Genomic DNA, 25,535 nt, shown 5'->3' with positions numbered 1-25,535 from the left:
CCTCTGAATTCCTAAAGAGCTTTATCACTTTTTTAGCTAATAATAGAATAAAATAAAAAGCAGGTGAGATGAATTGCGTACAGAAAAAGAACTAGTTGATTTAATTTTAACAAAAGCTGAGTCAGATCAGCGAATTCGCGGTGTTTTATTAAATGGATCCAGAGTAAATCCCGAAGTAAAGCCGGACAAATACCAAGATTTTGATATTGTTTACTTAGTGAATGATGTAACGGATTTCACTAAAGATCATCGTTGGGTGCATTATTTTGGAAAACCACTAATTATGCAACTCCCTACTATTAGTACGTTATCTCCAGTAGAATCCAATAGTTTTACTTATTTAATGCAATTTGAAGATGGTAATCGGATTGATTTGACTTTAACACCTATGGAAAATTATCTAAAACAAGAGACAATAGATAGCTTAACTAAAGTATTAGTAGATAAAGACAAGTTACTAAGTCATATTCTTCCCGCAAATGCTAGTGCTTATTATGTAACTAAACCAACAGAACATGAATTTCAAGATTGTATTAATGAATTTTGGTGGGTTCTAACTTATGTTGGAAAAGGTCTTGCCCGTGAAGAAATAACCTATGCTAAAGCCATGCAAGATGGACCAGTTCGTGACATGCTGATGCTAGCTCTTAATTGGAAAATTGGATGGCAACATGAATTTCAGGTGAATCTAGGAAAAGATGGCAAATTTTTACAAAACTATTTATCCCAAGACGAATGGACTACCTTACTGTCAACTTATTCTGATGGCGATCTTGATTCTATTTGGAAATCCGTATTTATTATGTGTGATTTTTTTAAAGCCTTAACGAACTATATTGGACTTCAGCTAGATTATGTAACTGGAATTGACGAACAACCTATTATTGAGTATTTAGAAAGTTTACGTTAAGCAATGAAAAAGCAAGTAAAGCCTTTATAGCTTTACTTGCTTTTTCAATTAACCTAAATCATGTCCAGTTAATAAAATATAACCAACTAAGAAGATATTTAAAGCAATAATTAAGACTGTAGCAATCCATGCCAACACTTTAACCCAAGTGGGATTGACAAAAGTACCCATCTTTTTCTTATCACTTGTAAATAATACTAAAGGCACAACTGCAAAAGGTAACTGTAAACTCAAAATAACTTGACTCCAAAGTAATAATTGAGAAGTTCCACCTTCACCAAGTAACCAAGTTACGATAAAGACTGGAATAACCGCAATTAGACGGGTAATTACACGTCGCACCCAAGGAACTACTCTAAGATGCACAAAACCTTCCATTACAATCTGGCCACTTAAAGTCCCAGTGATGGTTGAATTTTGACCCGATGCCAGCAAAGCAACTGCGAATAATGTACTAGCAGCGGCTGCACCAACTGTTGGACTTAATAATTTATAAGCATCTTGTACTTCGCCAACGGTACTACCAGTTCCGTGGAAAGCAGAGGCACCTAAAATCAAAATAAGAGAGTTGATAATAAAAGCACCAGTTAAAGAAAGAACTGAGTCAATTTTAGCAAATTTCACTGCTTCTGTACGTCCTTCAAGATTTCGTTCATATTTTCTTGTTTGAATAATAGAAGAGTGGAGATACAAATTATGGGGCATTACAGTCGCACCAAGAATTCCTAATGCAATAAAGAGCATACTTGGATTCGTTACAATTTGTGAACTAGGAACATAACCAGCAAACAAAGCTGCCACATCTGGTTTTGACAAAATCACTTCATATAAAAAAACGAAAAAGATTGTAAACATTAATACGGCAACAATTGATTCGATAATTCTAAAGCCTTTTTTCTGCAAAAGCAATAATAATAAAACATCTAACGTTGTAATGGTAACTCCCATTAGTAGTGGGATATTAAATAATAAGTTTAAAGCAATTGCAGAACCGATTACTTCAGCAATATCTGTTGCAATAATTGCTAACTCGGTTAAAATCCACAATACAATAGCAGGTTTTTTCCCAACTGAACTTCGTGTTGCTTGAGCCAAATCCATGTCCGTTGCAATTCCTAAACGAGCAGCCATTTCTTGTAACAGCATAGCAATTAGGTTTGAAACTAAAATAACACTAAGGAGCGTATAACCAAATTGAGTTCCCCCAGCAATAGATGTTGCCCAGTTACCAGGATCTACATATCCAACAGCGACTAAGGCTCCTGGTCCCATAAAAGCAAATAATTTACGCCAAAATCCAGCATTTTTAGGAATGGCAACAGAATTATTGACTTCCTCTAAACTTACGTTGTGCGCTTTTCTAACCCAACCATGTGAGCGATGTTCATTTTTTAATTCTTCTTCATCTGACATAAAATTCACCTCTAAAATAAGTTTATCTATTCATGATAATTCCATAACTATACGTTTATTATAAAACTTTTTTAAGTAATGTCAAATAAAAGTTTCGGTTTACCTAAAAATAAAAAAGAAAAATTTACTTAACTGAATTAGAGTTGAATAACTAGCAACCCTAAGCTAACTATGCTATAGTTTTATTGTTCTAAAAAAATCGAACTAAAAGGATAGGTGTAGGAACATGATTTTTATTCAAGCAGATTTAACAATAAAACCTGAAGAACGTGAAAATTTTTTAAAGGATATCCAAACAACTATTCGTGCTTCACGAGAAGAAGTTGGAAATCAGCGTTATGAATTAATGCAATCTATCGAAGACTCTACTAAATTTACAATGTTAGAGATATGGACCGACCAAGATGCCATTGCGAAACATCAAATAAGTCCACATTATCAAGAATTCAACAAGAAAGCTGCTAACTGGGTAGTAGCTGCACCAATTATTAGTTTATTTCAAAAAATAAACTAAACCTCTAACAAAAACTAGTCAAGCTCTAACTATAATGAATAGTTAATGCTAGGCTAGTTTATTTTTATTCATTAACTTTTTTCATACCTTTTAAACGCCCAATACTCAGGACAAGGTCAGCAACTAAGGGCAATAAATCCGCAAATGCAGTTCATTCTATTTTTTTATCAATAACTGTATCTAACTGATGTAAGCCATGACCATTAAGCAGAGGGAGGGGATAGGAAAGGGGACATCCGTATCTTCACAAATCACTAAAAATTGTTTCGTATTTTGTGGTACATCTAACCAATGAAGCTTTGAGGAAATATCCTCTCCTATACCTGTATATAGATCCAGTATTTGATTGCCATTTTCAAACCAATCACTCAATAGCTTAAAATAATTTTCAGAGGCCAATTCTGACACTTTTTTTCTGATCCAGCACGTTTTTTCTTTAACGGAGTCACTAGTTTTTCTTGCCAAGTCATATTATGAATTCCTTCTTTCTAAAAATAGAACAAATTATTTATGTATCCTACTACTCGCTGAAATGCTTGTAAACTAATTGAACAGTAAAAACTGAGCAAACAAAAAAGGCAAACCAATAAAAAACAGTCGCCTTTTTATCGTTCTGGAAATCAACTATGGCCGATATTTCCAAATGGAGAAATTAATGTACCAATCACGTCTTCTGTAATCAAAATAATCACCTCCTTTAAATGCTAACTAAATAAAATATAATAAAGTACTATATTAATAATACAAAATAATGTATTATTAATCAAGAGAGTAACATGCTAATTATAGGAAGGATACTACTATGACTACAAAAATTGGGGAAATTATTAAGAAAAAACGGTTAGAAATGAAATTAAAGCAAGCCGAATTAGCTGATGGAATTTGTACTCAAGCAACTATCAGTAATTTAGAAAAGGGGAGTAGTTTGCCTTCTATTTCAATTTTATTAAAATTGACAGAACGACTAAATATGGAGTTTAATGATATTTATGAGTATTCATTAATTGATCAAAATGGTCATACATTGACCTTTAAAGAAATTAGAAATTTATGTTCTAAGCAAAAACATAAAGAAGCCTATGAACTTTTAAAAAATCAAATTGATTTTAATAAGCTAGAGTCTAATTATGAAATCAAGCAATATTATTATTACTACGGGTTAACGAGTTTAATTGGATATGAAAATACATCTGATGGAATTTATTATTTTAATCAGGCGCTAGCATTTCAATTTAGAAATAATATTGATTTTTTAGATATTTCAGCATTAAACGGCGTTGCTATGGCCTATGATATTATCGATGAAAACGATAAAGCCCAAACTTATTATAAAAAATCATTAGATGCATTGGATGATTTTTTGTATAAAACCGGAACAATGAAAGATAGTCTTGAAGTTGTAAAAATATACTACAATACAGCAGTTTTTTATTCAAAAATCAAAAAATACATTAAAGCCGTTAATTTGTGTACGTTAGGAATTAATTTACTGCAAAATGATAATTTATCTTTTTATCTAGATTTATTATTTTATGAAAAAGGATTTAATTTACTTCAACTAGGTAAAACTCAAGAAGCTGAAAAGTATTATTTGTATGCGTTAGTTACTGCAGACAGTAATAAAAATGAAAAAGTAGTAACAATCATTAAAAATGATATGGAACAATACAATATTCCGCAATATATTTTGTAAAGTATTTGTATAACAATTAATGAATTAAATAAGCTAACCCAAAAAGCATATCCATTTTGATATGCTTTTTTTATATCTAAAATTGTTCTTTGATAAAAAAATAGCCAAACATTGAAAACAACGAACGACTTATATTTTCATCTAGTATAGTCCTTGATAGAACTTTTCCGAAGTTTAACGTCCAGATGCAGTCTCTATAATATTTTTTTGCGTCGAATTGATCAAGACAATCCTTCTTTTGTTCATAGAAAGCCAATATCTCAATTGTTGATTCGTGAAATAGAAAGTGCTTGCAAATTATAAAGATAAGGAGGTTCAATGATTATGAACACAACAGACTATTTAGAAATTGGTGACCTTGTCTTTTTAGTATTTTTCTCTATTTTTATGAAAAATATAACGTAAATATAACCACTAAAATTTTATGTATAAATTAGATGACATTCGTGATAAATTTAAATATATCATAAATAGAATCGAGGTTAATTTATGGCTACGTTTCAAAGTGATCTAAACAAAGCAAGTGCATTAGCAACCAGTTTATCTAATTCAGTAGTACCATTAAACCAAGGAAAGAAAATTCAAACAGCGACACTAACTACTTTACAAGGGAACGGCAAATCCGTCTCTTTAACAGAAAAACAGCAGGGATTAAAGAGTTCTTTTGCGGCAGCATTAATACGAGATATTGCAAATATTCACAGTGTCGCAAGCGATTTTGAGGTGATGAATAAAGAATTAGAAAATTTAATGACTCCTGCAGCATTGGGCGGGAAGTCTAAATGAACAATCAAACTGTAGAAGAAGCAACGTATGAACTAAGGAAGATTAGGGAGCAATTAGATGATAATAGACGTGCTTTTACAGAACATTATCGCAAGAAAGAGGATGTTGCCACTATTTTCCAAGAAGTGACTAATTCTTTTCACGAGGATAAAGAAATCTGGAAAGAGGGAGAAATGAGGTATACATCTGAATCTATTTTTGATGAGGTTACCAGTTGTCAAAGTAAATTCTGGAACCAATATGAGGAAGATTTAGATGAATTAGAACGTGAACATAGTTATCTTTATCAAAAAGAAACGGATTTAAAGACTGAAAAAAAAGAGCTCCTAAAAAAGGAGGGAACTAAATGAGTAGTAATATGTATGTAGGCGAAGTTCGTCAACAAGTTCAGTCCATTAATTCTAATTGTCAGTCAACCGTAGCGACAATGGAACAAATCCAACAAGCGTTAAGTGCCATTATTATTGAACCTAGCTTAAAAGGGGCAACCTACGATTCAATGAAGAATTATTTCAATACCGTTTATATGCCTGTTACAAAAGGATTTATCTTGGTATACGAACGAATGATAGAAGCGAATCAACAGTTCCTAAATCGGTATTTAGATCAAGTGGATGTAAATAGTTTACAAGAATCTGTTTTAGAAGAACGGATTCGACAATATAATCGATTGAGTGAAATGCTCGATTCTATAGTTGATCCGGTTGGTTTTAATGCAAGAATGATTGATGGATTACAAGAAATGCGTCAACAAACAATCCGAAAATTAGATAGTTTAAGAGAATATGATTATTTCTCTATTCAAATATTTGATGAACTAGAATCTCAATTGGCAACATTAGAAGCTGGTGTTAGTATTCTAGCCGAAGGGAAAGCTTGGAATCAAACGGCAGGAATCTTTTCAACGATGGGATTAAACTTGGATTGGGCTGGAGATATTAATAGTTCTTGGAAAGCATACGATGATAAGAAAAAAGGGATAGATAAAGAAAAAGAAAAAGAGTTAAAAGAATATAAAGTTTATGCTATGATTTACATAGATGCAGATGGAAATCCTAAAGTATCTTGGCAATTAGAAAAAAATGGAAAAGGTGTTATGAATCCAGAGTTGTATCAATATTTAGCCAAGGCAGGTAAATATTTAGATGCGGATTCATTTGAATTTATTACTCAAGGTGCTTGGGATGCTAAAGTAAAAGATGGTTGGAGAAATGGGTACAATTATGTAACTGGTGAAGTTTACAATAAAATACTGGGAAAAATTGTTTCCAGTGCACAGAGTGTAGAAGATGGTGTCAATTGGTTAAATGAATCTGAATTGGGACAAGCTATTCAAGTTTTAGGGTTTAGTTATGCCTTGTATAAGGTAACTACAGTAAAAGGCAGTGCCACTGTAAAGAATGAAAAAGTCGGCGGATCTGAATTATCTACAAAAGATTTATCTCAGTTTGAAAAGTTGAAGGGAGATTATGCTTCCAAAGAAATAACTAATGCCGAAAGAATTGGTAGTGGGCTGAAAGATGATCCCCTCCACAGGTCTGCAAGTTTTATAACAGAAGAACAACTTGCTAAAGGACGAGTGACAAGTTTTACTGGTGGTGATGGTAAGTCTTATTCAGTACTTCAATCGCTAGGTAAGTTAAATGGATTAGATGGTATATATGAATACGTTTTGGATTCAACTGGAAAAATAACTCACCAAAGATTTATTGGCGGTGGTAAAATCACAGGTTTTCCAAATCAAAAAGTACCTAAAGGAGGCTATTAAATATGAGTAAAAAATATGATTTTTTTGATTTTTCTAAAGCTAAAATTAAATGGAATTGGCGAGAATTATTATTTGGAGTAGAAAACAATATAATTGGTAGAAGTGATGTTATAAATTATGCTACAAATATTCTTGATGAAGGAATTCTAGGTTTTGATTTAGTTTTAAAAGTAGCAATCGCTGATGAATATGAAGATATCTTACCGTATATCCATGAATTAAGTAAGTTAGAGAACTTTGAAGATAATCAAGCTATAGAAGATAAATGGAGATATGTAATTTTAAAAGAGCTTCATGATAAAAAATCTGATTATGATAACTTTAATGAAAAAGTTGAAGAAATTTATGCGGATTTTGATTACCCAGAAGACATGGCTGGATTTATTGGGTATATGCCATCAATAGATGGAAGAAATATGGAAGAATCTTGGCAAGAATATTTAGCTAGTTCTAAAAGGAAATACGAAAACAAATAAAACAGGTACCATGAATGTTTCCTGTTTTGTAATGATAGGGTAAACACAGGAAAATAATTTATGGTTTTTTTTAAGAAACTAGAAAATAAAATAAGGATAAACTTGATAGGATGGATTTTTTGTCGCATGAGTTAGTAGCTACTATAGGTGTGTTAGGTATAGTAATAGGAGCACTTATAACCCAAAGAAGTACTAGAATAGTTAAAGAATCAGAATTAAGACAAAAAGAGTACCAAGCGAAAAGAGATATATTAACTGATATATATAAGTCTCTAATAACGATTATTAACTTATATCCTGATGAATCACCTAATGATATTGTTGAGCACATTAATTATCCACCAAATTACAGTTTAGAAAGTTATGATGCAATTTTTAGTTCACTTGATTTTAAGCTTGAAGATTGTACGAATCAATTAAGCATTCCAGATATTGATTATTATAGAAAAAGTGATATTGAAACTGAAATATCAAATATAAATTATGCTAAAAAAGGACTTACTGCGAATAAGGATTATTACTTCAAAGCGGTAAAAGAGAAAGTTTCTTTTGTTGAATCAGATAAGACAGTTTTTGATCTTTATGTAGGGCAGAATGTTAAAAATTGCCTTGTTAGGTTTGAAGTTGTTATTAAAAATGTTTTTATTTCAGGTTATAGTGTGGGGAAACCAGATGATCCAAATGATAATACAATCAAAATAGCACGACGTGAATTGATTAATGCTATGAGAAATGATATTGGAATTGTTTAAAAATTAGTATTGTTTAGCCCAAATTTTTGATGAATTAGAATCACAACTGTCAACCTTAGAAGCTGGTGTCACTATTTTATCCGAAGGGAAAGCATGGAATTAAACGGCAGGAACCTTTTCAACGATGGGGCTAAACTTAGATTGGGCGGGAGATATAAATAACGCATGGAAAGATCATCAAAAGAAAAAAGATAAAGATCATGAAGCCAAATTGTTAAATGAATTAAAAAATGCGAACATACAATACGCTGATAATAACGGAAAAAAAGTATGGTATATAATGAAACTATCAAAAGGGATTATACTTGTCCCAAACAGAGGAGCAGTAGGGACGACTTCATCAATATTTGGCGGTAGATTTGCTTTAAGGAATGCACAAGATATAGGAAGTACGATTATAGGAGCAAGCCTATTAACTGAACAACTTTTGAGTATTCAAGTTTCTAAGACTAAAAAACAGGCTGATTTTGAAAAAGCAATTGAAGAAGGTAAACCTAGTAAAAATCACAAAACGCAACCGTTTAGTAAAGATAAAAATGGTTTGGAATCAGAAGGTGACCCCAATTCATCACAAGATTTATTAAATCCAGATGGTAGTGTAAAACAAAGAAGATATTATGATAAAAATGGAGATATATTAGAAGATATAGACTATAATCATACTGACAACGGAACACATACTTTTCCGCATAGACACAAATAGGACTGGAATAAACAACCACCTAGACAACCTGAATCAAAATATTAATTATAAAGTGAGGTAACACAATGAAAATGCATGATAATGAAGTTATTTCTTATGAAATAAATCTAAAAGAACAAACAATAAATATAAAAACTCAAACACCTAACGAAAAAGAAGAATGTTTGTGTTTTACTGATGTATTTGCATATCATTTTGAAAATCAATTATTAGGGAGTACTATTCTTGATTTATTTGAAGAGCCAATAGAAAAATTTATTGGAGATAATGAAAATTTGCTAATTGAAGGAAGAAAACATGCTTGGCCTATGCACTACTGGATGCAAAATTAAATAAAGAGAACTTAAAGTATTACATTATAGCTTCTTCATATGGATTTAGAGGTTGGGTTTTAGCCAAAAACTTGACTATTGAAAAATAGTTGAATTTAACAAAAAGATAATTGATTATAATAATGAACCATAAAGATGAATAAAGGCTTGTACAAGTCGCATGTTGTGCATAAAATACTCATTTAGCTAAACTTAATCGTGATAAAAAATTAGAACCATTTCATGTGTTACAAAATGGTAAAATGAATTTAAATTTATTTTTTAAATCAGATTATATAAAACACTTGCCATACAGTATTGCTATATGTAGTATAAGGGTACGATATGAATTGAACAAGTTAGCGCAAATCAAAACAGGGCGGTTGCACCATTAAACTGCCTTGCTAAGATTTAATATTCTAGTTTACATAATATATATTATACAAAGTAGTTATTAGTTAAGAAAACTCATATAGTTATCTTAACTAAACTTAATTTAATGAATTCCACTTAATTTTTCTATATTTTTGTTCTATCTTTAGTATACTTATCGATTTTCCCATAAAGCTTTGAACCAGGTATTAATTTTGCTAAAAAAGTTCGATGCGAACCATCGTCACTTACAAAATACTTATCTAACTCTACAATATAAATAAATCTTGGGTAATCTTGATAATCTGGTTTACTAAGAATTTTATTAAAAGATATTTCTCCCTTTACTACATGATCAATCAACTTATCTAATTTATATACTCTGATTTTACCATCTACAGAATAATTATTTCTATATAAATTTTTACTATACTTTTTGTAACTTTTATACACATCATACCAAGTGTTGTATGTACCGAATCTTACTATACCTACAATTTTTTGTAACGGAATCTCCTCTATTTCTTTTTCTTTATTATATTCTTCCTCTGTGCAACTGTAATATCGTGGTATTTCTTCCATTTTCTGTTTCTTTAGCATATTTATGTTGTTTTTTACACCATCTAGTTGTTCTAATTTTTTTAAGTTTTTAATAAAATCATACTGATAGTCTAATTCACTGGCAACTTTTTTTCTTTTAAGTATATTTGATATCTTAAACATATTTTACCCACCCTTATTATTTTTTCTGCTTTTATCAATATCAACTACTATTTTTTCAACTAATTCTTCTTGGCTCATATCCAGAGTAAACAATGTTTCATTGGATATATGTAAGTAATCTTTCTCCCGCCACCATTTCTTCATACGTTCCGCACTAAAATCACCAGAAATCTCTCGCATTTGATGTCTTTTAACGGTCTCTTCAAATGGCAAATCAAAGTAGTAAACCAGTACTTCATTGTCAAAATAACTCATCAACTGATCTAACATCTCTCGATACGTTTCAGTGCGTAAAATCCCTTCAACAATTACAAACTCTACTTTTCCTTTTCCGTAAGCAGCAATTTGTTGAATTAATTCAATGGATAGATTACCTGCTTGATCATGTACTCGCAACATTTCCCGCCTCACTACATCTTGAGAAACTAACAATGTACCTCGCCCTAACCTTCTTTGAAGTTCTTTAGCAATTGTTGTTTTCCCGCTTCCAGAATTTCCTCTAATTAAGATCAATTGTGTTTTCATGATAGACACATCCTTCCTATTTTCTTAATAGAATTTCTAACAAATCAGCTACGATTATTGTATTGATACACCAATTTTATGATAGCATAAATCAATTTAGATGCAAGCAAAAAAACAACTCGTTATTTATCTAAATCAAACTAAAAAGAGCCCTATCTAAAAATCAGATAGAACTCTTTCTCACTTTTTTAGTTTAAAGCTTCGGTTAATTGCGGTACAACTTGTTTCTTACGAGAAACAACGCCTTTTAATAAAGCTTTGTTATTTTCTAATTGAACATTAAATGCTGTTTCAACTGCTGATACAGAATCACCTAATGCTAAAATCATTGAGTTGCTATCTAAGATATCGGTCACTACTAAAACAAATAAATCATAACTATTATCAGTCATTTCTTTAATAATTTCTGCTTCAATAGCTACTTGATTGACAAATACATCCTCAATTGCGACTGTATTTACTTGAGCAACACGTACGTTTTTAGAACCCATCGGGAAACTTTTGGCATCCATATTTAACAATTGTTCTGGTGTTTTATCGCTTAAATTCGTTCCAGCTTTCAACATATCTAAACCATAGCTATCTAAATCAACTTCAGCAAGAATAGCAAGCTCTTTAGCAGCTTTTACATCTTCAGCAGTACAAGTAGGTGATTTAAATAATAAGCTGTCAGAGACGATAGCAGATAGCATTAAACCAGCAATCTCTTTTGGAATTTCGATTTGATGTTCTTTATATAATTTTAAAATAATCGTATTCGTGCATCCAACTGGCTCAGCACGATAATGCAACGGATTTGCTGTTTCAAAATTTGCGATACGGTGATGGTCCACAACGGATAATACTTCTACCTCACGAATATCTGAAACGCTTTGTTGAAATTCATTATGATCCACTAACATTACTTGATTGGTTTCATTTGCAACTGTCTCAACTACACGAGGTGCAGCGACATTAAAGTGATTTAAAGCATAAGCAGTTTCCTCACTAACTTCTCCTAAAGCCACAGCTTCAGCATCAACACCTAATTGTCTTTGTAAATATGCATATGAAATTGCAGACGTGATAGCATCCGTATCTGGATTTAAATGCCCAAAAATTAGTACTTTACTCATAATAAAAAAATCTCCTTTAGTTTAATATTAAATTTTATCATCTTTTTAATTAAAATTATGACTTCAATCTCGAAATATAGTCTGATTCCTGAATATATTGATCAAATGAAGTTAAAAAGTTATCAATACGAGGAATCTGATCTTTATCTGCTCGAAAGACAAAAGACATTGTAAACTTAATTGCTGGCTCAAATGGAATTGCCTTTAATTCAGCTTCGTTTTCATGTGCCTTAATAAATGAATTAGGCAATGCCGTATAACACTCCGTTGCATTACTAAATTTATATAACTGTGATGGAGTCGTATAATTCCCAGCTACCGTTGGCAAGTCCGCCATTTGATTTTTAAAACTTTCTTTTAAAACCTCATTGATATAATACGTATCCGGATAAGTAACCCAACGTTTTGCTGTTGTGTCTTTCATTTTAATTTTCTTTTTCTTATCTAATGCTTCATCATGGTGTAAAAATAAGATTTCTTCATCCATAATTTTTTTAGATTTGTAAGGTTTCCAGTTTTTAATGCTCTCATCTGGTAAATACATAATAGCTAAATCGATGCGATTATTTTCTAATTTTTCCCAGATTTCATTACGTGGCAACATTAATAACGTCACTTCTACTTCAGGGTTTTCTTTAAAATAAGAAATAATAAAATCAGTAAACACTTTATCTTCAATTGAAGATAGTAAACCAATTCGGATTTTCCCGATTGTTGCACTTGTTGTTTGTTGAATTTCATCTGTTGCAGCATTTAAAATATCATAAACTTCATGTGTTGTCCGCAACATTGTTTTTCCAGCGTCTGAAAGATGTAGTTTCTTTCCAACAGAATAAAATAGTGGCGCACCAGAAAGACGTTCTAACTTTTTAATTTGCTGTGTTAACGCTGGCTGAGTAATACCTAGAAGTTGTGCAGCTTGGGTATAATTCATAGTTTCTGCTAATTGTAGAAAATAATTTAATGTTTTAGATGAAAAAATATTATCTGATTTTGTTTTCATACTTAATAACTCCTTTACTTATTATAAATTTCTGCTATTACTATGATAGTCAATAAATACAAAAAGAGCAACCAAAAGTTGCTCTTTTCATTAATTATTTCTTATAATGAAATCTTCTTACACAAACAAACTAATCTATGTGCTCAATAATCAATTCAAACTAAGCGTGACTGCTTAGTTTGAATTACATATCTTTATAACCATTATAGTCCGCTGTATGAAGCAGTTCACGAGCATTTAATACCCGATCATCCGCAGGTGGTTCAATTCCTTTTAACGGATAATCAAGACCTAATTCATCCCATTTAAAAATCCCCATTTTATGATAAGGTAAAACTTCTACTTTCTTAACATTATTCAGTGTTTTAATAAATGTATCTAAACGAATCAAGTATTCATCATAGTCACTACGCTCAGGAACCAATACGTGACGAATCCAAACTGGTTTATCAATTTCAGAGAGATACTTCGCCATTTCTAAAATATTCTCGTTTCCTAATGAAGTTAAAATTTTGTGCTGCGCATCATCAATATGCTTAATATCAAATAATAATAAATCTGTATACTTCATTAGTTCTTGGAACTCACTAAAGAAAGGTTCTTCTCTTGTAAATGGTTTACCACACGTATCAATCGTTGTATGAATCCCTTCTGCTTTAGCTTTCTTAAATAAATCCGTTAAGAAATCTAATTGTAGAAGCGGTTCACCACCACTAATCGTGATTCCACCATCTTTGCCCCAATAAGACTGGAATTTTTTGGCTTCTGCTAACAGTTCATCTGTCGTTACTTCTCTTCCACCACTACCAATTTTCCAAGTATCCGGATTATGGCAAAATTGGCATCTCATACGACAACCTTGGGTAAATACAACAAAGCGAACACCTGGCCCATCAACTGTTCCGAAATTTTCAGTAGAATGAATTCTACCAACAACAGATTCTGTCATGTTTTTTTCTCTCCTTTTTTAAGTAAAAAGGGATGACGATTGTCACCCCTCCTTCTTTAAATCTTCGTCATGAATGAATTACATTCTGTCATGTGAAGTTCTTGAAATAACGTCTGCTTGTTGCTCAGGACTTAAATCACGGAACTTAACTGCATAACCAGATACACGAATTGTTAAATTAGGGTATTTTTCTGGATGTGCTTGTGCATCTAATAATAATTCATTTGTAAATACGTTCACGTTTAAGTGGTAACCACCTTTATCAAAGTAGCCATCCATTACGTTACGTAAGTTGTCAATTCTTGTAGAATCGTCTTTACCTAAACCATTAGGATTGATTGTTTGCGTATTAGAAATACCATCTAAAGCAGAAGTATATTCTAAACGAGCAGTTGAGTTAAGTGAAGCCAATAACCCATTTTTCTCACCTAAGAATTTACCATCTTGATAACTTGGGTTAGCCCCAGGAGCAAGAGGTTTACCAGCTCTACGTCCATCTGGAGTGTTACCAGTTGCTTTACCATAAACCACGTTAGAAGTGATTGTTAATAGTGAAGTTGTAGGGCGAGAGTTACGGTAAGTGTGTTGACGTTTGATTTGAGTCATGAAGTATTCTAAGATCCAGTTTGCCATAGCATCTGCTTCTTCATTATCGTTACCATAAGTTGGGAATTCTTTAGTTGGTTTGTAATCAATTGCCATACCATCTTCGTCACGGATAACTTCGATTTCACCATGTTTAATAGCCATTAAGCTATCAGCAGCATGTGAAATACCAGCAATACCAGTTGCGAAAGTACGTTTTAAATCACTATCCATTAAAGCTAATTGTGGAGCTTCATAAGCATATTTATCATGCATATAGTGAATAACGTTTAATGTATTCACGTATAATTCAGCTAACCAATCAAGGATATCTTTGTATTTGTCCATGAAATCGTTGAAATCTAAAGAGTCACCAGTCATTGGACGGAATTTAGGAGCAACTTGCATTTTAGTTTTTTCATCTACCCCACCATTGATTGCATAAAGGACAGCTTTAGCTAAGTTCGCACGAGCACCAAAGAACTGCATATCTTTACCGATAACTGTTGCAGATACACAACAAGCGATTGCTGCATCATCAGAACCCCAGTTAGCGCGTAATAAATCATCATTTTCAAATTGGATTGATGAACTTTCTTTCGCAATTTTAGATGCGAATGTTCTGAATCCTTTTGGTAATTGTGAAGAATAAAGAACTGTTAAGTTTGGCTCTGGAGATGGTCCCATATTTGTTAATGTGTGTAAAATACGGAAATCATTTTTCGTTACGATTGAACGTCCGTCAAGACCCATACCAGCAATTGATAAAGTAGCCCAAATTGGGTAACCAGAGAACAATTGATTGTAATCAGGCGTACGAGCAAATTTAACCATACGTAATTTCATGATTAAGTGATCGATCATTTCTTGTGCATCAAACTCAGTAATTAAACCAGCTTGTAAATCACGTTCGATATAAACATCTAAGAATGCTGAGATACGTCCGATAGACATAGCTGCACCATTTTGTGATTTAATTGCACCTAGGTAACCGAAGTATAACCATTGGATTGCTTCTTGTGCATTTTTAGCAGGTTTTGAAATATCAAAGCCGTATGAAGCAGCCATTTTCTTAAGATCATTTAATGCACGGTATTGTTCAGAGATTTCTTCTCTTAAACGAATAACATCATCAGTCATCACTTTGTTACCAGTGTTGTCGTGATCTTTTTTCTTTTGAGCCATTAAGAAATCAATACCGTATAATGCGATACGACGGTAATCACCGATGATACGGCCACGACCATAAGCATCTGGAAGACCAGTAATGATTTTATTTTTACGAGCCATACGCATTTCAGCAGTATAAGCATCAAATACACCTTGGTTATGTGTTTTTCTTAAATCATTAAAGATGTAGTTCATGTTTTCGTCAACTTCAAAACCATTTGAAGTTAATGCATTGTTTGCCATTTTGATTCCGCCAAAAGGCATGAATGCTTGTTTCAATGGTACATCTGTTTGTAAACCAACGATTTTTTCTTCTTCTTTGATTAAATATCCTGGTGCGTGTGAAGTAATCGTAGCAGGGATATTTGTATCCATGTCATAGACGCCTTCTTTTTCATGTTGCACTTCAAATAATTCTTGTAATTTTGTCCATAATTTATCTGTACTTGGTGCGATTGGCTCTAAAAAGCTGTCGTCGCCTCTATACTCAGTATAGTTTTTTTGAATAAAATCACGAGTGTCTACTGATTTTTGCCATTTGTCGCCTTTAAATCCATTCCATTGTTCCATAGTAAAATGGGCCTCCTCGAGTAAATGTTTTTTAGTGAACTTTTAATTAGTATAACAGTTCTTACAAAAACAGTATAACACGTCTTACTCGAAAAACAAATACTTTAATTGTACTTTTTGTACAATCTGATAAAAAAAACATAAAAACATCTTTGAAAAGCTTATTTAAAAGCATTTAAAGTATGTGAATTTTTTATCTAATTCCTCATTTTTTTATTAAAAAAACTTTTCTGTTATAATATAACCTCTAACTCTGTACTATAATAGATGATAAAACATGAAACTTATTATATGAAAATAGTACAGATTTTACATTGAATGCTCAATAATGAATTAAATGTAAAAAAAGATAAAGACAGCTGTTCGCCGTCTTTATCTTTTAACTTATGCCTTACCTGATCCATTCTCTTTCACTAAAACTGGATAAGGTAAAATAACTTGTATATCTTGTGGTTCCCCATCCGTTGTTTCATCTAAAATAAAGGAGCCATTTGAATAACGATCACTGACTTGATAGTGGTCTGTATTTAAACTAAACTCTTTGCCTTTAGTTGTCACAATCTTAATTGTTGTATCAGGTTCGATTTCTTTCATAAAGATCATACGATGTGGATTTTTCTTTAATTCTCTGAGAACTAATAAACCACGTTTTGCACGACCAAGTAAATCAAACTCACTAATATTCATCTTTTTAACAGCACCACGTTGCGTTAGCATCATTACATTCGTCTTCGCTGAGTCATGATCTAATAAAACACCGTTAACGACATAATCGCCTTCTTTTAGGTTAATTGCTTTAACTCCGGCTGCTTTCGTTCCGACAATTGGCACTTCACTTAAAGAGTAACGCAAACCAAAACCACGATTAGTTACCATAAAGACATCTTTAGTTGTTGGTTCTACCGAATAAATAACATCTAATAGTTCGTCATTTTCCTGTTTAAGTTTCATTGCTACAGTCGCTCTCGTTTTATAACCACGTCCTGCCACAAAATCAGCTACTGCTGTTTGTTTAATCATGCCTTCTTTTGTAACAAATGTAAACGTCGCCTCGGGCAGATAATCAACTAAACCAATTGTTTTAATAATAGTCTCATCCATAGCTAAGCCAATTGTTTGTGAAATATGCTCCCCAATGTCTTTCCATCTTAAGTCTGCAATCTCATGAACAGGACGATAAATTAAATTCCCTTTGCTAGTAAACATCAGAACATGATTTAACGTGTTCATTTGTTGAACAAAGATAGGTAGATCGCCTTCTTTAAGACCGATTTCCTCTGGTTTAGAAGCAGAGTACGAACGTAAGCTACTACGTTTCAAGTAACCTTCTCGTGTAACCGATACAATTACTTCTTCTTGAGAAACTAACACTTCTGTATCAATTTTTAATTCTTCAATGGCATTTTGAATCACAGTTCGACGGGGAGTAATGAATTTTTCTTGAATGTCTTTCAATTCTTTTTTCAAAACACGAGCCATCTCTTTTGGATTATCTAAAATCTTGCGATAAGAAGCAATACTTGTTGCTAACTCACTTGCTTCTTTTTCTAAGGCTGTAATATCTGTATTCGTTAAACGGTACAGTTGTAAAGAAACAATCGCTTCTGCTTGAAGTTCTGTAAATGAAAATTGAGACATTAAATTCTCTTTGGCATTTTTCTTATCTTTACTACTACGAATTGCAGCAATCACTTTATCAAGAATAGATAAGGCTTTGATTAAACCTTCTACAATATGCTGTCTTGATTCAGCTTTGTATAGATTGAATTTTGTACGACGGGTAATCACTTCTTGTTGATGCTCCACATACGCACGTAACATCCGCAAAATCCCCACTTGTTCAGGGCGTTTTTTATCAATGGCAACCATGTTAAAATTATAAGAAACTTGCAAGTCTGTATTTTTCAATAAATAATTTAAAATACCTTCTGCATTCGCTTCTTTTTTTAATTCAACTACGATTTGTAAGCCAGTACGATCTGACTCATCACGAACTTCAGCAATTCCATCAATTTTTTTATTTAAACGAATTTCATCCATCCGTTTCACCATTACGGCTTTGTTGACTTCAAAAGGAATCTCAGTAATCACAATTTGTTGTTTGCCACCACGTAAATCTTCAATATGCGTTTTTGAACGAACAATTACTTTTCCTTTTCCAGTTTCATAGGCTTGACGAATTCCATCAAGTCCTTGTAAAATTCCACCTGTTGGAAAATCTGGTCCTTTAATGAACTCCATTAGTTCATTCACTGTAGCATTAGGATGATCGATTAAATGAGTTGTTGCATTAATCACTTCACCTAAATTATGTGGTGGGATATCAGTTGCATAACCCGCTGAAATCCCTGTTGCACCATTGACTAGCAAATTAGGGAACTTCGCTGGTAAAACAGTTGGTTCTTTATCGGTATCATCAAAATTTAGAACAAAATCAACCGTTTCTTTTTCAATATCACGCAATAGTTCTGCTGAAATTTTAGATAAACGAGCTTCCGTATAACGCATTGCTGCTGGCGGATCGCCATCCATACTCCCGTTATTTCCATGCATTTCAACTAAAACTTCACGTAATTTCCAATCTTGACTAATCCGAACCATGGCTTCATACACACTTGAATCTCCATGAGGATGATAATTCCCAATTACATTTCCGACAGTTTTGGCTGATTTTCTAAAGCCTTTTTCAGAGGTATTTCCTTCAACATTCATGGCATACAGAATCCGACGTTGAACTGGCTTTAGTCCATCACGAATATCTGGTAGTGCCCGCTCTTGGATAATATATTTAGAATAACGTCCAAAACGATCTCCCATGACTTCTTCAAGGGTTAGTTCTTGAACATCCGATCTATTATTCTCCATCTTCAACACTTCCTTCTGTATCTAGTAACTCGACTTGCTGGATATGGTCTCCCTCACCAGTAGTTTCCATCATTTGGCTATTTTCTAAAATACTTCCGCCATCTTCTAATGAAAACTCAACATGAGATTCAATCCATTTACGACGTGGTTCTACTTTATCTCCCATCAAAGTAGATACTCGACGCTCTGCTTGTGCAGCATCGTCAATTCTTACTCGAATTAACGTCCGAGTTTCAGGATCCATCGTTGTTTCCCAAAGTTGATCGGCGTTCATTTCACCAAGACCTTTATAACGTTGTAAAATATAACCTTTCCCAACTTTTTTAGTCTTGGATTCTAATTCATCATCCGTCCAAGCATATTCAATGACTTCTTTTTTCCCAACACCTTTAGAAATCTTATAAAGCGGAGGTAAAGCAATATAAACTTTTCCTGCTTCAATCAGAGGTTTCATATAACGATAGAAAAAGGTTAATAGTAATACTTGGATATGGGCACCATCGGTATCCGCATCGGTCATAATAATAACTTTATCGTAATTACAGTCTTCAATATCAAATTCAGCCCCAACACCTGCGCCGATTGTATAAATCATCGTATTGATTTCTTCATTTTTTAAAATATCTTGTAGTTTAGCTTTTTCTGTATTAATTACTTTTCCTCGTAACGGTAAGATCGCTTGGAATTTTCGATCACGGCCTTGTTTTGCGGAACCGCCAGCAGAATCTCCTTCGACTAGATAAATCTCATTTCGTTTAGGGTTACGACTTTGGGCTGGAGTCAATTTTCCAGACAACAAAGATTCATTCTTTTTGCGTTTTTTGCCATTTCGACTTTCTTCACGAGCTTTACGAGCTGCATCTCTCGCTTCTCTCGCTTTAATCGCTTTACGCACCAACATTTGGCTTGTTTCACCATTCTCAACTAAATAAAAACCAAGTTGCTCCCCAATCACGGCATCAACAGCAGCACGCGCTTGTGGTGTTCCTAGTTTCCCTTTCGTCTGACCCTCAAATTGAAGCAAATCTTCTGGAATCCGAACAGAAATAATTCCAGCTAATCCTTCACGGAAATCACTGCCTTCTAAATTCTTATCTTTTTCTTTCAGCAAGTTTGATTTTCTAGCATATTCATTAAAGGCTTTCGTTAATGATGTTTTCATTCCTGCTTCATGAGTACCGCCATCTTTAGTTCGGACGTTATTGACAAAAGAAAGAATATTTTCTGAATAACCGTCATTGTATTGAAAAGCAAATTCAACTTCGATCTGATTGTTTTCACCAGAAAAATAAGCAACTGGATTTAACACATCTTTTTCTTCATTTAAATATTCAACAAATTCTTTAATTCCTTCTTCGTAATGGAAAATTTCGTGTTTATCTGTACGTTCATCAATTAACTCAATTTTTAATCCTTTTAATAGAAAAGCTGATTCTCTTAAGCGTTCAGACAAAATATCATAGGAATAATTAATGGTTGAAAAGATTGTAGTATCCGGCTTAAAATGTACCGTTGTCCCATTTTTTTCTTTGGTATTCTTCACCTTTTTTAGTGTATCAGCTGGAATTCCACCATTTTTAAATCGTTGTTCATATAAAACGCCGTCACGGACGATTTCAACTATCAACCATTCAGATAATGCATTTACAACACTGGCACCAACACCATGTAGTCCCCCTGAAGTTTTATAGCCACCTTGACCAAATTTACCTCCAGCATGAAGCACAGTAAAAATAACTTGTACAGTTGGGATTCCTGAAGCGTGCATTCCAACTGGCATTCCGCGACCGTTATCCTTTACGCTAATACTATTATCTTTGTGTAATGTGACTGTAATTTCTGTTCCATAACCTGACAAAGCTTCATCAACAGAATTATCAACAATTTCATAGACTAAGTGATGTAATCCACGGCTATCCGTTGAACCAATATACATTCCTGGACGCTTTCTTACAGCTTCAAGTCCCTCAAGAACTTGGATAGCTTCATCATTATATTCCATATTTACTTTTTTCGGCATCTTCAAAACTCCTTAGACCATAACTAGCGCTAATAGTTCGCGCATCTATACAATGATACTCTATCTTGCAAATAATGAAAAGTCTAAAAGGACATTTTGCATAGAAAAAGTTTTTTTTCCTTACAAAAGTCGCTTTCCGACTGGATAAATTCTTTTATTTTGATACAAAAGTAAACTCGTCAACGCAAAGATTGTCTGTATTGGCTATAATACCATTTTTTATCCTAAAAGTTCTAGTAATATCTTTGCTCTATACTAAATTCTAGAGCTTTCTAGCAAATAAGCTCTTACTAAAATCAGGCTTTAGCGATAATATTTTCCAAAGGACTAGCCATCGTTCCTGGAAAATGCTAAAATATGGCGAACAGATTTTTTGATAGATTAGGAGCGATTTTATTTGCTAAAAATTAGTATCATGCTAGTAATTGCTTATTTGCTAGGATCAATTCCGTCTGGTGTTTGGATTGGTAAATTATTTTATCATAAAGATATTCGTAATTTTGGCAGCGGAAATTCAGGAACAACGAATACATATCGTGTTCTAGGAAAAAAAGCTGGAACCGTTGTATTGTTGATGGACATTCTCAAAGGAACCTTAGCTGCTAGCTTGCCGCTATTCTTTCACAGTGATGTCAACGCCTTAGCAATTGGGTTAGGAGCAATCATCGGACATACGTATCCTATTTTCGCTCAATTTAAAGGTGGTAAAGCTGTTGCAACTAGTGCAGGTGCTTTATTGGCTTACAATCCTCAATTCTTTGTCTTTTGTGCGATTTTATTCGTCTCACTGATTTACATTACCAGAATGGTCAGTTTGGCTAGCATTATTGCAATGCTAATCGTAGCACCAACAAGTTGGTATTATCACGATCCCATACTAACAATAATCGCTTGTATCTTAATGGTCTTTATTATTTATCGACATCGAGCAAATATTACCCGAATAATAGATGGCACTGAAAATAAAGTTCCTTTTGGATTAGGCTACAAAAAAGAGAAAACGAATAAATAACACTGAAAATTAAGAAACATCTGAAATCCAACGAGCTAAACATGGATTTCAGATGTTTTTTAGTTAACGAACAGTAATATCGAATTCCGCTTGAAATTCTTCTTGCGGTGTTAATACACGAATCCCTAATTTTTCTTTTAAATTGCCTGTTGCATCAAGAGCATCCGCAATTCCAAACCACGGTTCAATACAAACAAATGGCGCATCAGTCTTAGGTGGCGACCAAATTCCAACATATGGAAAATCAGTGAATTTTACTGAAACAGCATAGTTATTTTTCTCAGATTGAATCGTAAAAATATTTTCACCTTTTACTTCATAGATTAAGGCATCATTATCAAATAAATGACGACTTAAAGCAATATCTGTATTGGTTTGAGCTAGTGTTTTTGCTGGCGTATTTAAATAAGCGCCTTGTAAAGGAATTGTTGTTCGCGTTTTACGTGGAGAGAAACTAAAGAAATAATCTTCAAAGACCGTATCCTCTGTCAAAGGCACATTAAATCCTGGGTGTGCACCAATTGAAAAATACATATCTGTTGCTGAACTTGGATTTTCAACCTTATAATGAGTTTTAACAGTGTTCTCCGTTAACGTATAACGAATAAATAGACGAAAATCGTATGGATAGTTCACCTTTGTTTCTTCAGTTGATGTTAAAGCTAAAGTCACAGACGTTTCACTCTGCTCCACTACTTCAAATGCTTCATCACGAGCAAACCCGTGCTGCCCCATTGCATAAGTTTTTCCCTCTAATTGATATTGATCCTCTTTTAAACGTCCGACAATCGGGAATAATACAGGCGCATGACGACCCCAATAGGCTGGATCAGCTTGCCATAAATATTCAATACCAGTTTCTTTACTTTTAATACTAGCCAATTCGGCTCCTTTTTCTAAAACAACTACAACTAATTTTTCATTTTCAAGTTGAATCGTCATTCTCTATTCCCCCTTTTCCATTTAACTAAAATTAACCCACTAAACTAATGAAAAAGCTACCTCAATATAAGTGACTTGAGATAACTTTTTCTACTATTAATAGACTTGTTCTCGTGCAAGTTCCGTAATAAACTTAGGATTATTCACTCGAATATAAGTTCCTTTCATCCCCAAGGACCTAGAGTCAATAATACCACCTGATTCTAATTTTCTAAGAGCATTCACAATCACGGAACGTGTAATCCCAATTTTATCTGCAATTGTTGAAGCAACTAAACGCCCCTCTGTTCCATCTAATTCCTCAAAGATTGCTTTAACAGCCTTCAATTCACTGTAAGATAAGGTTTTAATCGCCATTTGAACAATAGCTAAACTTCTTGTTTCTTCTTCAATTTGATTTGATTTTTGATAAAGGATTTCCATCCCTACAATCGTTGCACTATACTCAGTCAAAATTAAGTCGCTATCTGTAAATTCGCGGGTAATTCGTCCCAATATAATCGTCCCTAAGCGTTCACCTGCTCCATAAATAGGAACTAAAGTAGTTAACCCTTCTGCGAATAAATCTCGATTTTCAACTGGAAAAGCAGTATAATCACTTTCAATTCCAATATTTGCTTTTGTTTCGGTAATACTCAGCATACTTCTTGTATAATCTTGTGGAAATTTTTTATCTTGCAACATTTGTTTAACACGCTCATTATTCATGCCATGCTTTTCATTGAAACCTAGTAAAATTCCGCTTTCACTAATTAAATAGGTATTCGCATCCAATGAATCCCCCAAAACTTCTACCATCTTATTAAATGGAAGCTCCCCAGCTTTCGCCACCTTGGTAGAGTCAAATCCACCTTCTTGTTGTAACATACTATTGATTTGACGCATTTTTAAAAGTAATTCATTCATTATGCTATTCCTCCATCAGTTAAACTTATAAAATATAGCGACTTAAATCTTTATCCGCTACAATATGTGCTATTTTTTCATTTACATAGCTTTCAGTAATTGTAATATCTCCCATGTGCATATCTGGTGCTTCAAATAACAAATCTTCCAACAATTTTTCTAGAATTGTATGAAGACGGCGAGCTCCAATATTATCTGTTTCATGATTGACTTGATAAGCAATTTCAGCTAAGCGTTCAATCGCTTCAAAAGTAAAGGTAACATCAATATTCTCAGTGCCTAGCATTGCTACATATTGCTTAATTAAAGCATTATTTGGTTCTGTCAAAATTTTGACAAAATCTTGGGCATCTAAGTCATCTAATTCAACACGAATCGGGAAACGTCCTTGCAATTCAGGAATTAAATCACTCGGTTTAGACACATGGAATGCTCCTGAAGCTACAAATAGAATATGATCTGTTTGAATCACACCATACTTTGTACTAACAGATGATCCTTCAACGATTGGCAAAATATCACGTTGAACACCTTCACGAGAAACTTCTCCACTTTGACCACCTGATTTAGACGTAATTTTATCAATTTCATCAATAAAAATAATTCCAGTATTTTGTGCCAAACGAATTGCTTCAGAATGAAGATCTTCAGGATTCACTAATTTCTCTGATTCTTCTTGAATAAACAATTCTAATGCTTCTTTTACAGTCACGGTGCGTTTTACTTTACGTTTCGGTGTTAATGCACCTAAAGTATCATTTAGATCAATTCCCATTTGCTCTAAACCAGCATTCATTGGAGAATTCACTGTTTTTTTACGTTCTTCAAGCTCAACAGTTAATTCACGTTGGTCAAGTAACCCATCTCGAATCTGCTGCTTAATTACTTCACGATTTGTTGAAATCTGTTCAGTCACTTCTTCTTCTAGTTCAGCTCCATTCATTTGATCCATATTCATGCCCATATTGTGCATCATACTTTCAAATGGATTCGTTGATTCCGCTTTTTTCTTCTCTTTTTTTATCCCTGGTACCAATAATTTAGCCAAATGATCAACTGCATTTTTTTCAGCTTTTAAATAAACAGCCGAATATTGTTGTTTTTCAACGATTTGAATTGCATTTTCAACTAAGTCGCGTACCATTGATTCTACATCACGTCCAACATAACCAACTTCTGTAAATTTAGTCGCTTCAACTTTCAAAAAAGGAGCATTGACTAATTGTGCTAATCGACGAGCAATTTCAGTTTTCCCTACACCTGTTGGACCAATCATCAACATATTCTTAGGCGTAACTTCACGTTGCATCTCTTCATCCAATTGCATCCGGCGATAACGATTACGTAAAGCCACAGCTACAGATTTTTTGGCTTGCTGTTGTCCGATAATATATTTATCTAACTCTGCTACAATTTCTTTTGGAGTCATTTGCATATTTGCATTCATCATTA

24 protein-coding genes are annotated in these 25,535 nt (G+C 33.3%); 11 read left to right on the top strand and 13 right to left on the bottom strand.

Translation table 11 applies throughout. From position 1 onward, the window contains the following. Positions 1-73: 73 nt before the first annotated feature. Positions 74-910 (top strand): aminoglycoside 6-adenylyltransferase, encoded by an 837-nt coding sequence (locus BR43_RS04150; RefSeq protein ID WP_034559781.1) that lies wholly within the window; start codon positions 74-76, stop codon positions 908-910. A gap of 48 nt (positions 911-958) precedes the next feature. Here BR43_RS04150 and BR43_RS04145 read toward each other — a convergent pair whose 3' ends face one another. Then, positions 959-2,323, bottom strand: coding sequence for an Nramp family divalent metal transporter (locus BR43_RS04145; RefSeq protein ID WP_034559779.1), 1,365 nt, complete (start codon positions 2,321-2,323; stop codon positions 959-961). A 226-nt stretch (positions 2,324-2,549) separates the two neighbouring features. On the opposite strand from BR43_RS04145, the gene BR43_RS04140 reads away from it, so the two are divergent. Next, entirely contained in the window at positions 2,550-2,837 is a 288-nt protein-coding gene (locus BR43_RS04140; RefSeq protein WP_034559778.1) for a putative quinol monooxygenase, read from the top strand. 180 nt (positions 2,838-3,017) lie between these two features. Here BR43_RS04140 and BR43_RS04135 read toward each other — a convergent pair whose 3' ends face one another. Then, positions 3,018-3,302 carry a hypothetical protein gene (locus tag BR43_RS04135; protein ID WP_034559777.1) on the bottom strand — a complete coding sequence of 95 codons (285 nt, stop codon included), beginning with the start codon at positions 3,300-3,302 and terminating at the stop codon, positions 3,018-3,020. 337 nt (positions 3,303-3,639) lie between these two features. Here BR43_RS04135 and BR43_RS04130 point away from each other — a divergent pair, with 337 nt between their 5' ends. The 8 genes from BR43_RS04130 to BR43_RS04095 all read left to right on the top strand — a co-directional run bounded on the left by BR43_RS04130 (position 3,640) and on the right by BR43_RS04095 (position 9,347). Next, entirely contained in the window at positions 3,640-4,530 is an 891-nt protein-coding gene (locus BR43_RS04130; protein WP_034559775.1) for a helix-turn-helix domain-containing protein, read from the top strand. 489 nt (positions 4,531-5,019) lie between these two features. Beyond that, entirely contained in the window at positions 5,020-5,316 is a 297-nt protein-coding gene (locus BR43_RS04125; RefSeq protein WP_051933807.1) for a TIGR04197 family type VII secretion effector, read from the top strand. Next, complete coding sequence (locus BR43_RS04120; protein WP_034559773.1) at positions 5,313-5,666, top strand: DUF3958 family protein; 354 nt, start codon at positions 5,313-5,315, stop codon at positions 5,664-5,666. Before BR43_RS04125 ends, BR43_RS04120 begins: the two co-directional genes overlap by 4 nt. Then, on the top strand, positions 5,663-7,084 hold the full coding sequence (locus BR43_RS18955; RefSeq protein WP_051933806.1) for a T7SS effector LXG polymorphic toxin: 1,422 nt from the start codon (positions 5,663-5,665) through the stop codon (positions 7,082-7,084). The genes BR43_RS04120 and BR43_RS18955 overlap by 4 nt, the downstream gene beginning before the upstream one ends. Before the next feature lie 2 nt (positions 7,085-7,086). After that, positions 7,087-7,560, top strand: coding sequence for a DUF2247 family protein (locus BR43_RS04110; protein WP_034559771.1), 474 nt, complete (start codon positions 7,087-7,089; stop codon positions 7,558-7,560). A 119-nt stretch (positions 7,561-7,679) separates the two neighbouring features. Continuing rightward, positions 7,680-8,312: a hypothetical protein gene (locus BR43_RS04105; protein ID WP_211252901.1), complete on the top strand. Its 633-nt coding sequence runs from the start codon at positions 7,680-7,682 to the stop codon at positions 8,310-8,312. Between the two features lie 124 nt (positions 8,313-8,436). Further along, positions 8,437-9,015, top strand: a complete 579-nt coding sequence (locus BR43_RS04100) for a hypothetical protein (RefSeq protein ID WP_034559769.1) — start codon at positions 8,437-8,439, stop codon at positions 9,013-9,015. A gap of 65 nt (positions 9,016-9,080) precedes the next feature. Further along, positions 9,081-9,347, top strand: a complete 267-nt coding sequence (locus BR43_RS04095) for a hypothetical protein (protein WP_051933804.1) — start codon at positions 9,081-9,083, stop codon at positions 9,345-9,347. A gap of 498 nt (positions 9,348-9,845) precedes the next feature. On the opposite strand, the gene BR43_RS04090 is transcribed toward BR43_RS04095, so the two are convergent. From BR43_RS04090 to parE, 8 genes are all read right to left on the bottom strand, one after another. Beyond that, positions 9,846-10,421: a hypothetical protein gene (locus BR43_RS04090; protein WP_034559768.1), complete on the bottom strand. Its 576-nt coding sequence runs from the start codon at positions 10,419-10,421 to the stop codon at positions 9,846-9,848. Positions 10,422-10,424: 3 nt separating this feature from the next. Further along, a complete protein-coding gene (locus BR43_RS04085) occupies positions 10,425-10,946 on the bottom strand; it encodes a kinase (protein ID WP_034559765.1) in 522 nt (173 codons plus the stop codon). Between the two features lie 188 nt (positions 10,947-11,134). Beyond that, positions 11,135-12,061: a manganese-dependent inorganic pyrophosphatase gene (locus BR43_RS04080; protein WP_034559763.1), complete on the bottom strand. Its 927-nt coding sequence runs from the start codon at positions 12,059-12,061 to the stop codon at positions 11,135-11,137. Positions 12,062-12,116: 55 nt separating this feature from the next. Continuing rightward, complete coding sequence (locus tag BR43_RS04075; RefSeq protein ID WP_034559761.1) at positions 12,117-13,064, bottom strand: LysR family transcriptional regulator; 948 nt, start codon at positions 13,062-13,064, stop codon at positions 12,117-12,119. 184 nt (positions 13,065-13,248) lie between these two features. Further along, a complete protein-coding gene (pflA, locus tag BR43_RS04070; RefSeq protein ID WP_034559760.1) occupies positions 13,249-14,013 on the bottom strand; it encodes a pyruvate formate-lyase-activating protein in 765 nt (254 codons plus the stop codon). A gap of 78 nt (positions 14,014-14,091) precedes the next feature. Then, positions 14,092-16,338, bottom strand: coding sequence for a formate C-acetyltransferase (gene pflB / locus BR43_RS04065; RefSeq protein WP_034559758.1), 2,247 nt, complete (start codon positions 16,336-16,338; stop codon positions 14,092-14,094). A 384-nt stretch (positions 16,339-16,722) separates the two neighbouring features. Next, positions 16,723-19,203, bottom strand: coding sequence for a DNA topoisomerase IV subunit A (parC, locus tag BR43_RS04060; protein ID WP_034559756.1), 2,481 nt, complete (start codon positions 19,201-19,203; stop codon positions 16,723-16,725). Continuing rightward, a complete protein-coding gene (gene parE / locus BR43_RS04055) occupies positions 19,193-21,223 on the bottom strand; it encodes a DNA topoisomerase IV subunit B (RefSeq protein ID WP_034559751.1) in 2,031 nt (676 codons plus the stop codon). Before parE ends, parC begins: the two co-directional genes overlap by 11 nt. A 415-nt stretch (positions 21,224-21,638) precedes the next feature. On the opposite strand from parE, the gene plsY reads away from it, so the two are divergent. Continuing rightward, complete coding sequence (gene plsY / locus BR43_RS04050) at positions 21,639-22,235, top strand: glycerol-3-phosphate 1-O-acyltransferase PlsY (RefSeq protein ID WP_211252905.1); 597 nt, start codon at positions 21,639-21,641, stop codon at positions 22,233-22,235. 63 nt (positions 22,236-22,298) lie between these two features. Here the strand turns inward: plsY and BR43_RS04045 are convergent, their stop codons facing one another. The 3 genes from BR43_RS04045 to hslU form a co-directional block, all read right to left on the bottom strand. Continuing rightward, on the bottom strand, positions 22,299-23,177 hold the full coding sequence (locus tag BR43_RS04045) for an aldose 1-epimerase family protein (RefSeq protein WP_034559747.1): 879 nt from the start codon (positions 23,175-23,177) through the stop codon (positions 22,299-22,301). Positions 23,178-23,273: 96 nt separating this feature from the next. After that, the gene (codY, locus tag BR43_RS04040) at positions 23,274-24,083 is read right to left on the bottom strand and encodes a GTP-sensing pleiotropic transcriptional regulator CodY (RefSeq protein WP_034559744.1); all 810 of its coding nucleotides are present in this window, start codon (positions 24,081-24,083) and stop codon (positions 23,274-23,276) included. A 25-nt stretch (positions 24,084-24,108) separates the two neighbouring features. Further along, complete coding sequence (gene hslU, locus BR43_RS04035; protein ID WP_084679732.1) at positions 24,109-25,533, bottom strand: ATP-dependent protease ATPase subunit HslU; 1,425 nt, start codon at positions 25,531-25,533, stop codon at positions 24,109-24,111. Positions 25,534-25,535 lie beyond the last annotated feature (2 nt).

It is taken from the genome of Carnobacterium gallinarum DSM 4847, from assembly GCF_000744375.1.
Lineage (GTDB): Bacteria > Bacillota > Bacilli > Lactobacillales > Carnobacteriaceae > Carnobacterium > Carnobacterium gallinarum.
The sequence above is the reverse complement of the archived record's forward strand: the minus strand, read 5'-3'. Positions and strand labels throughout refer to the sequence as shown.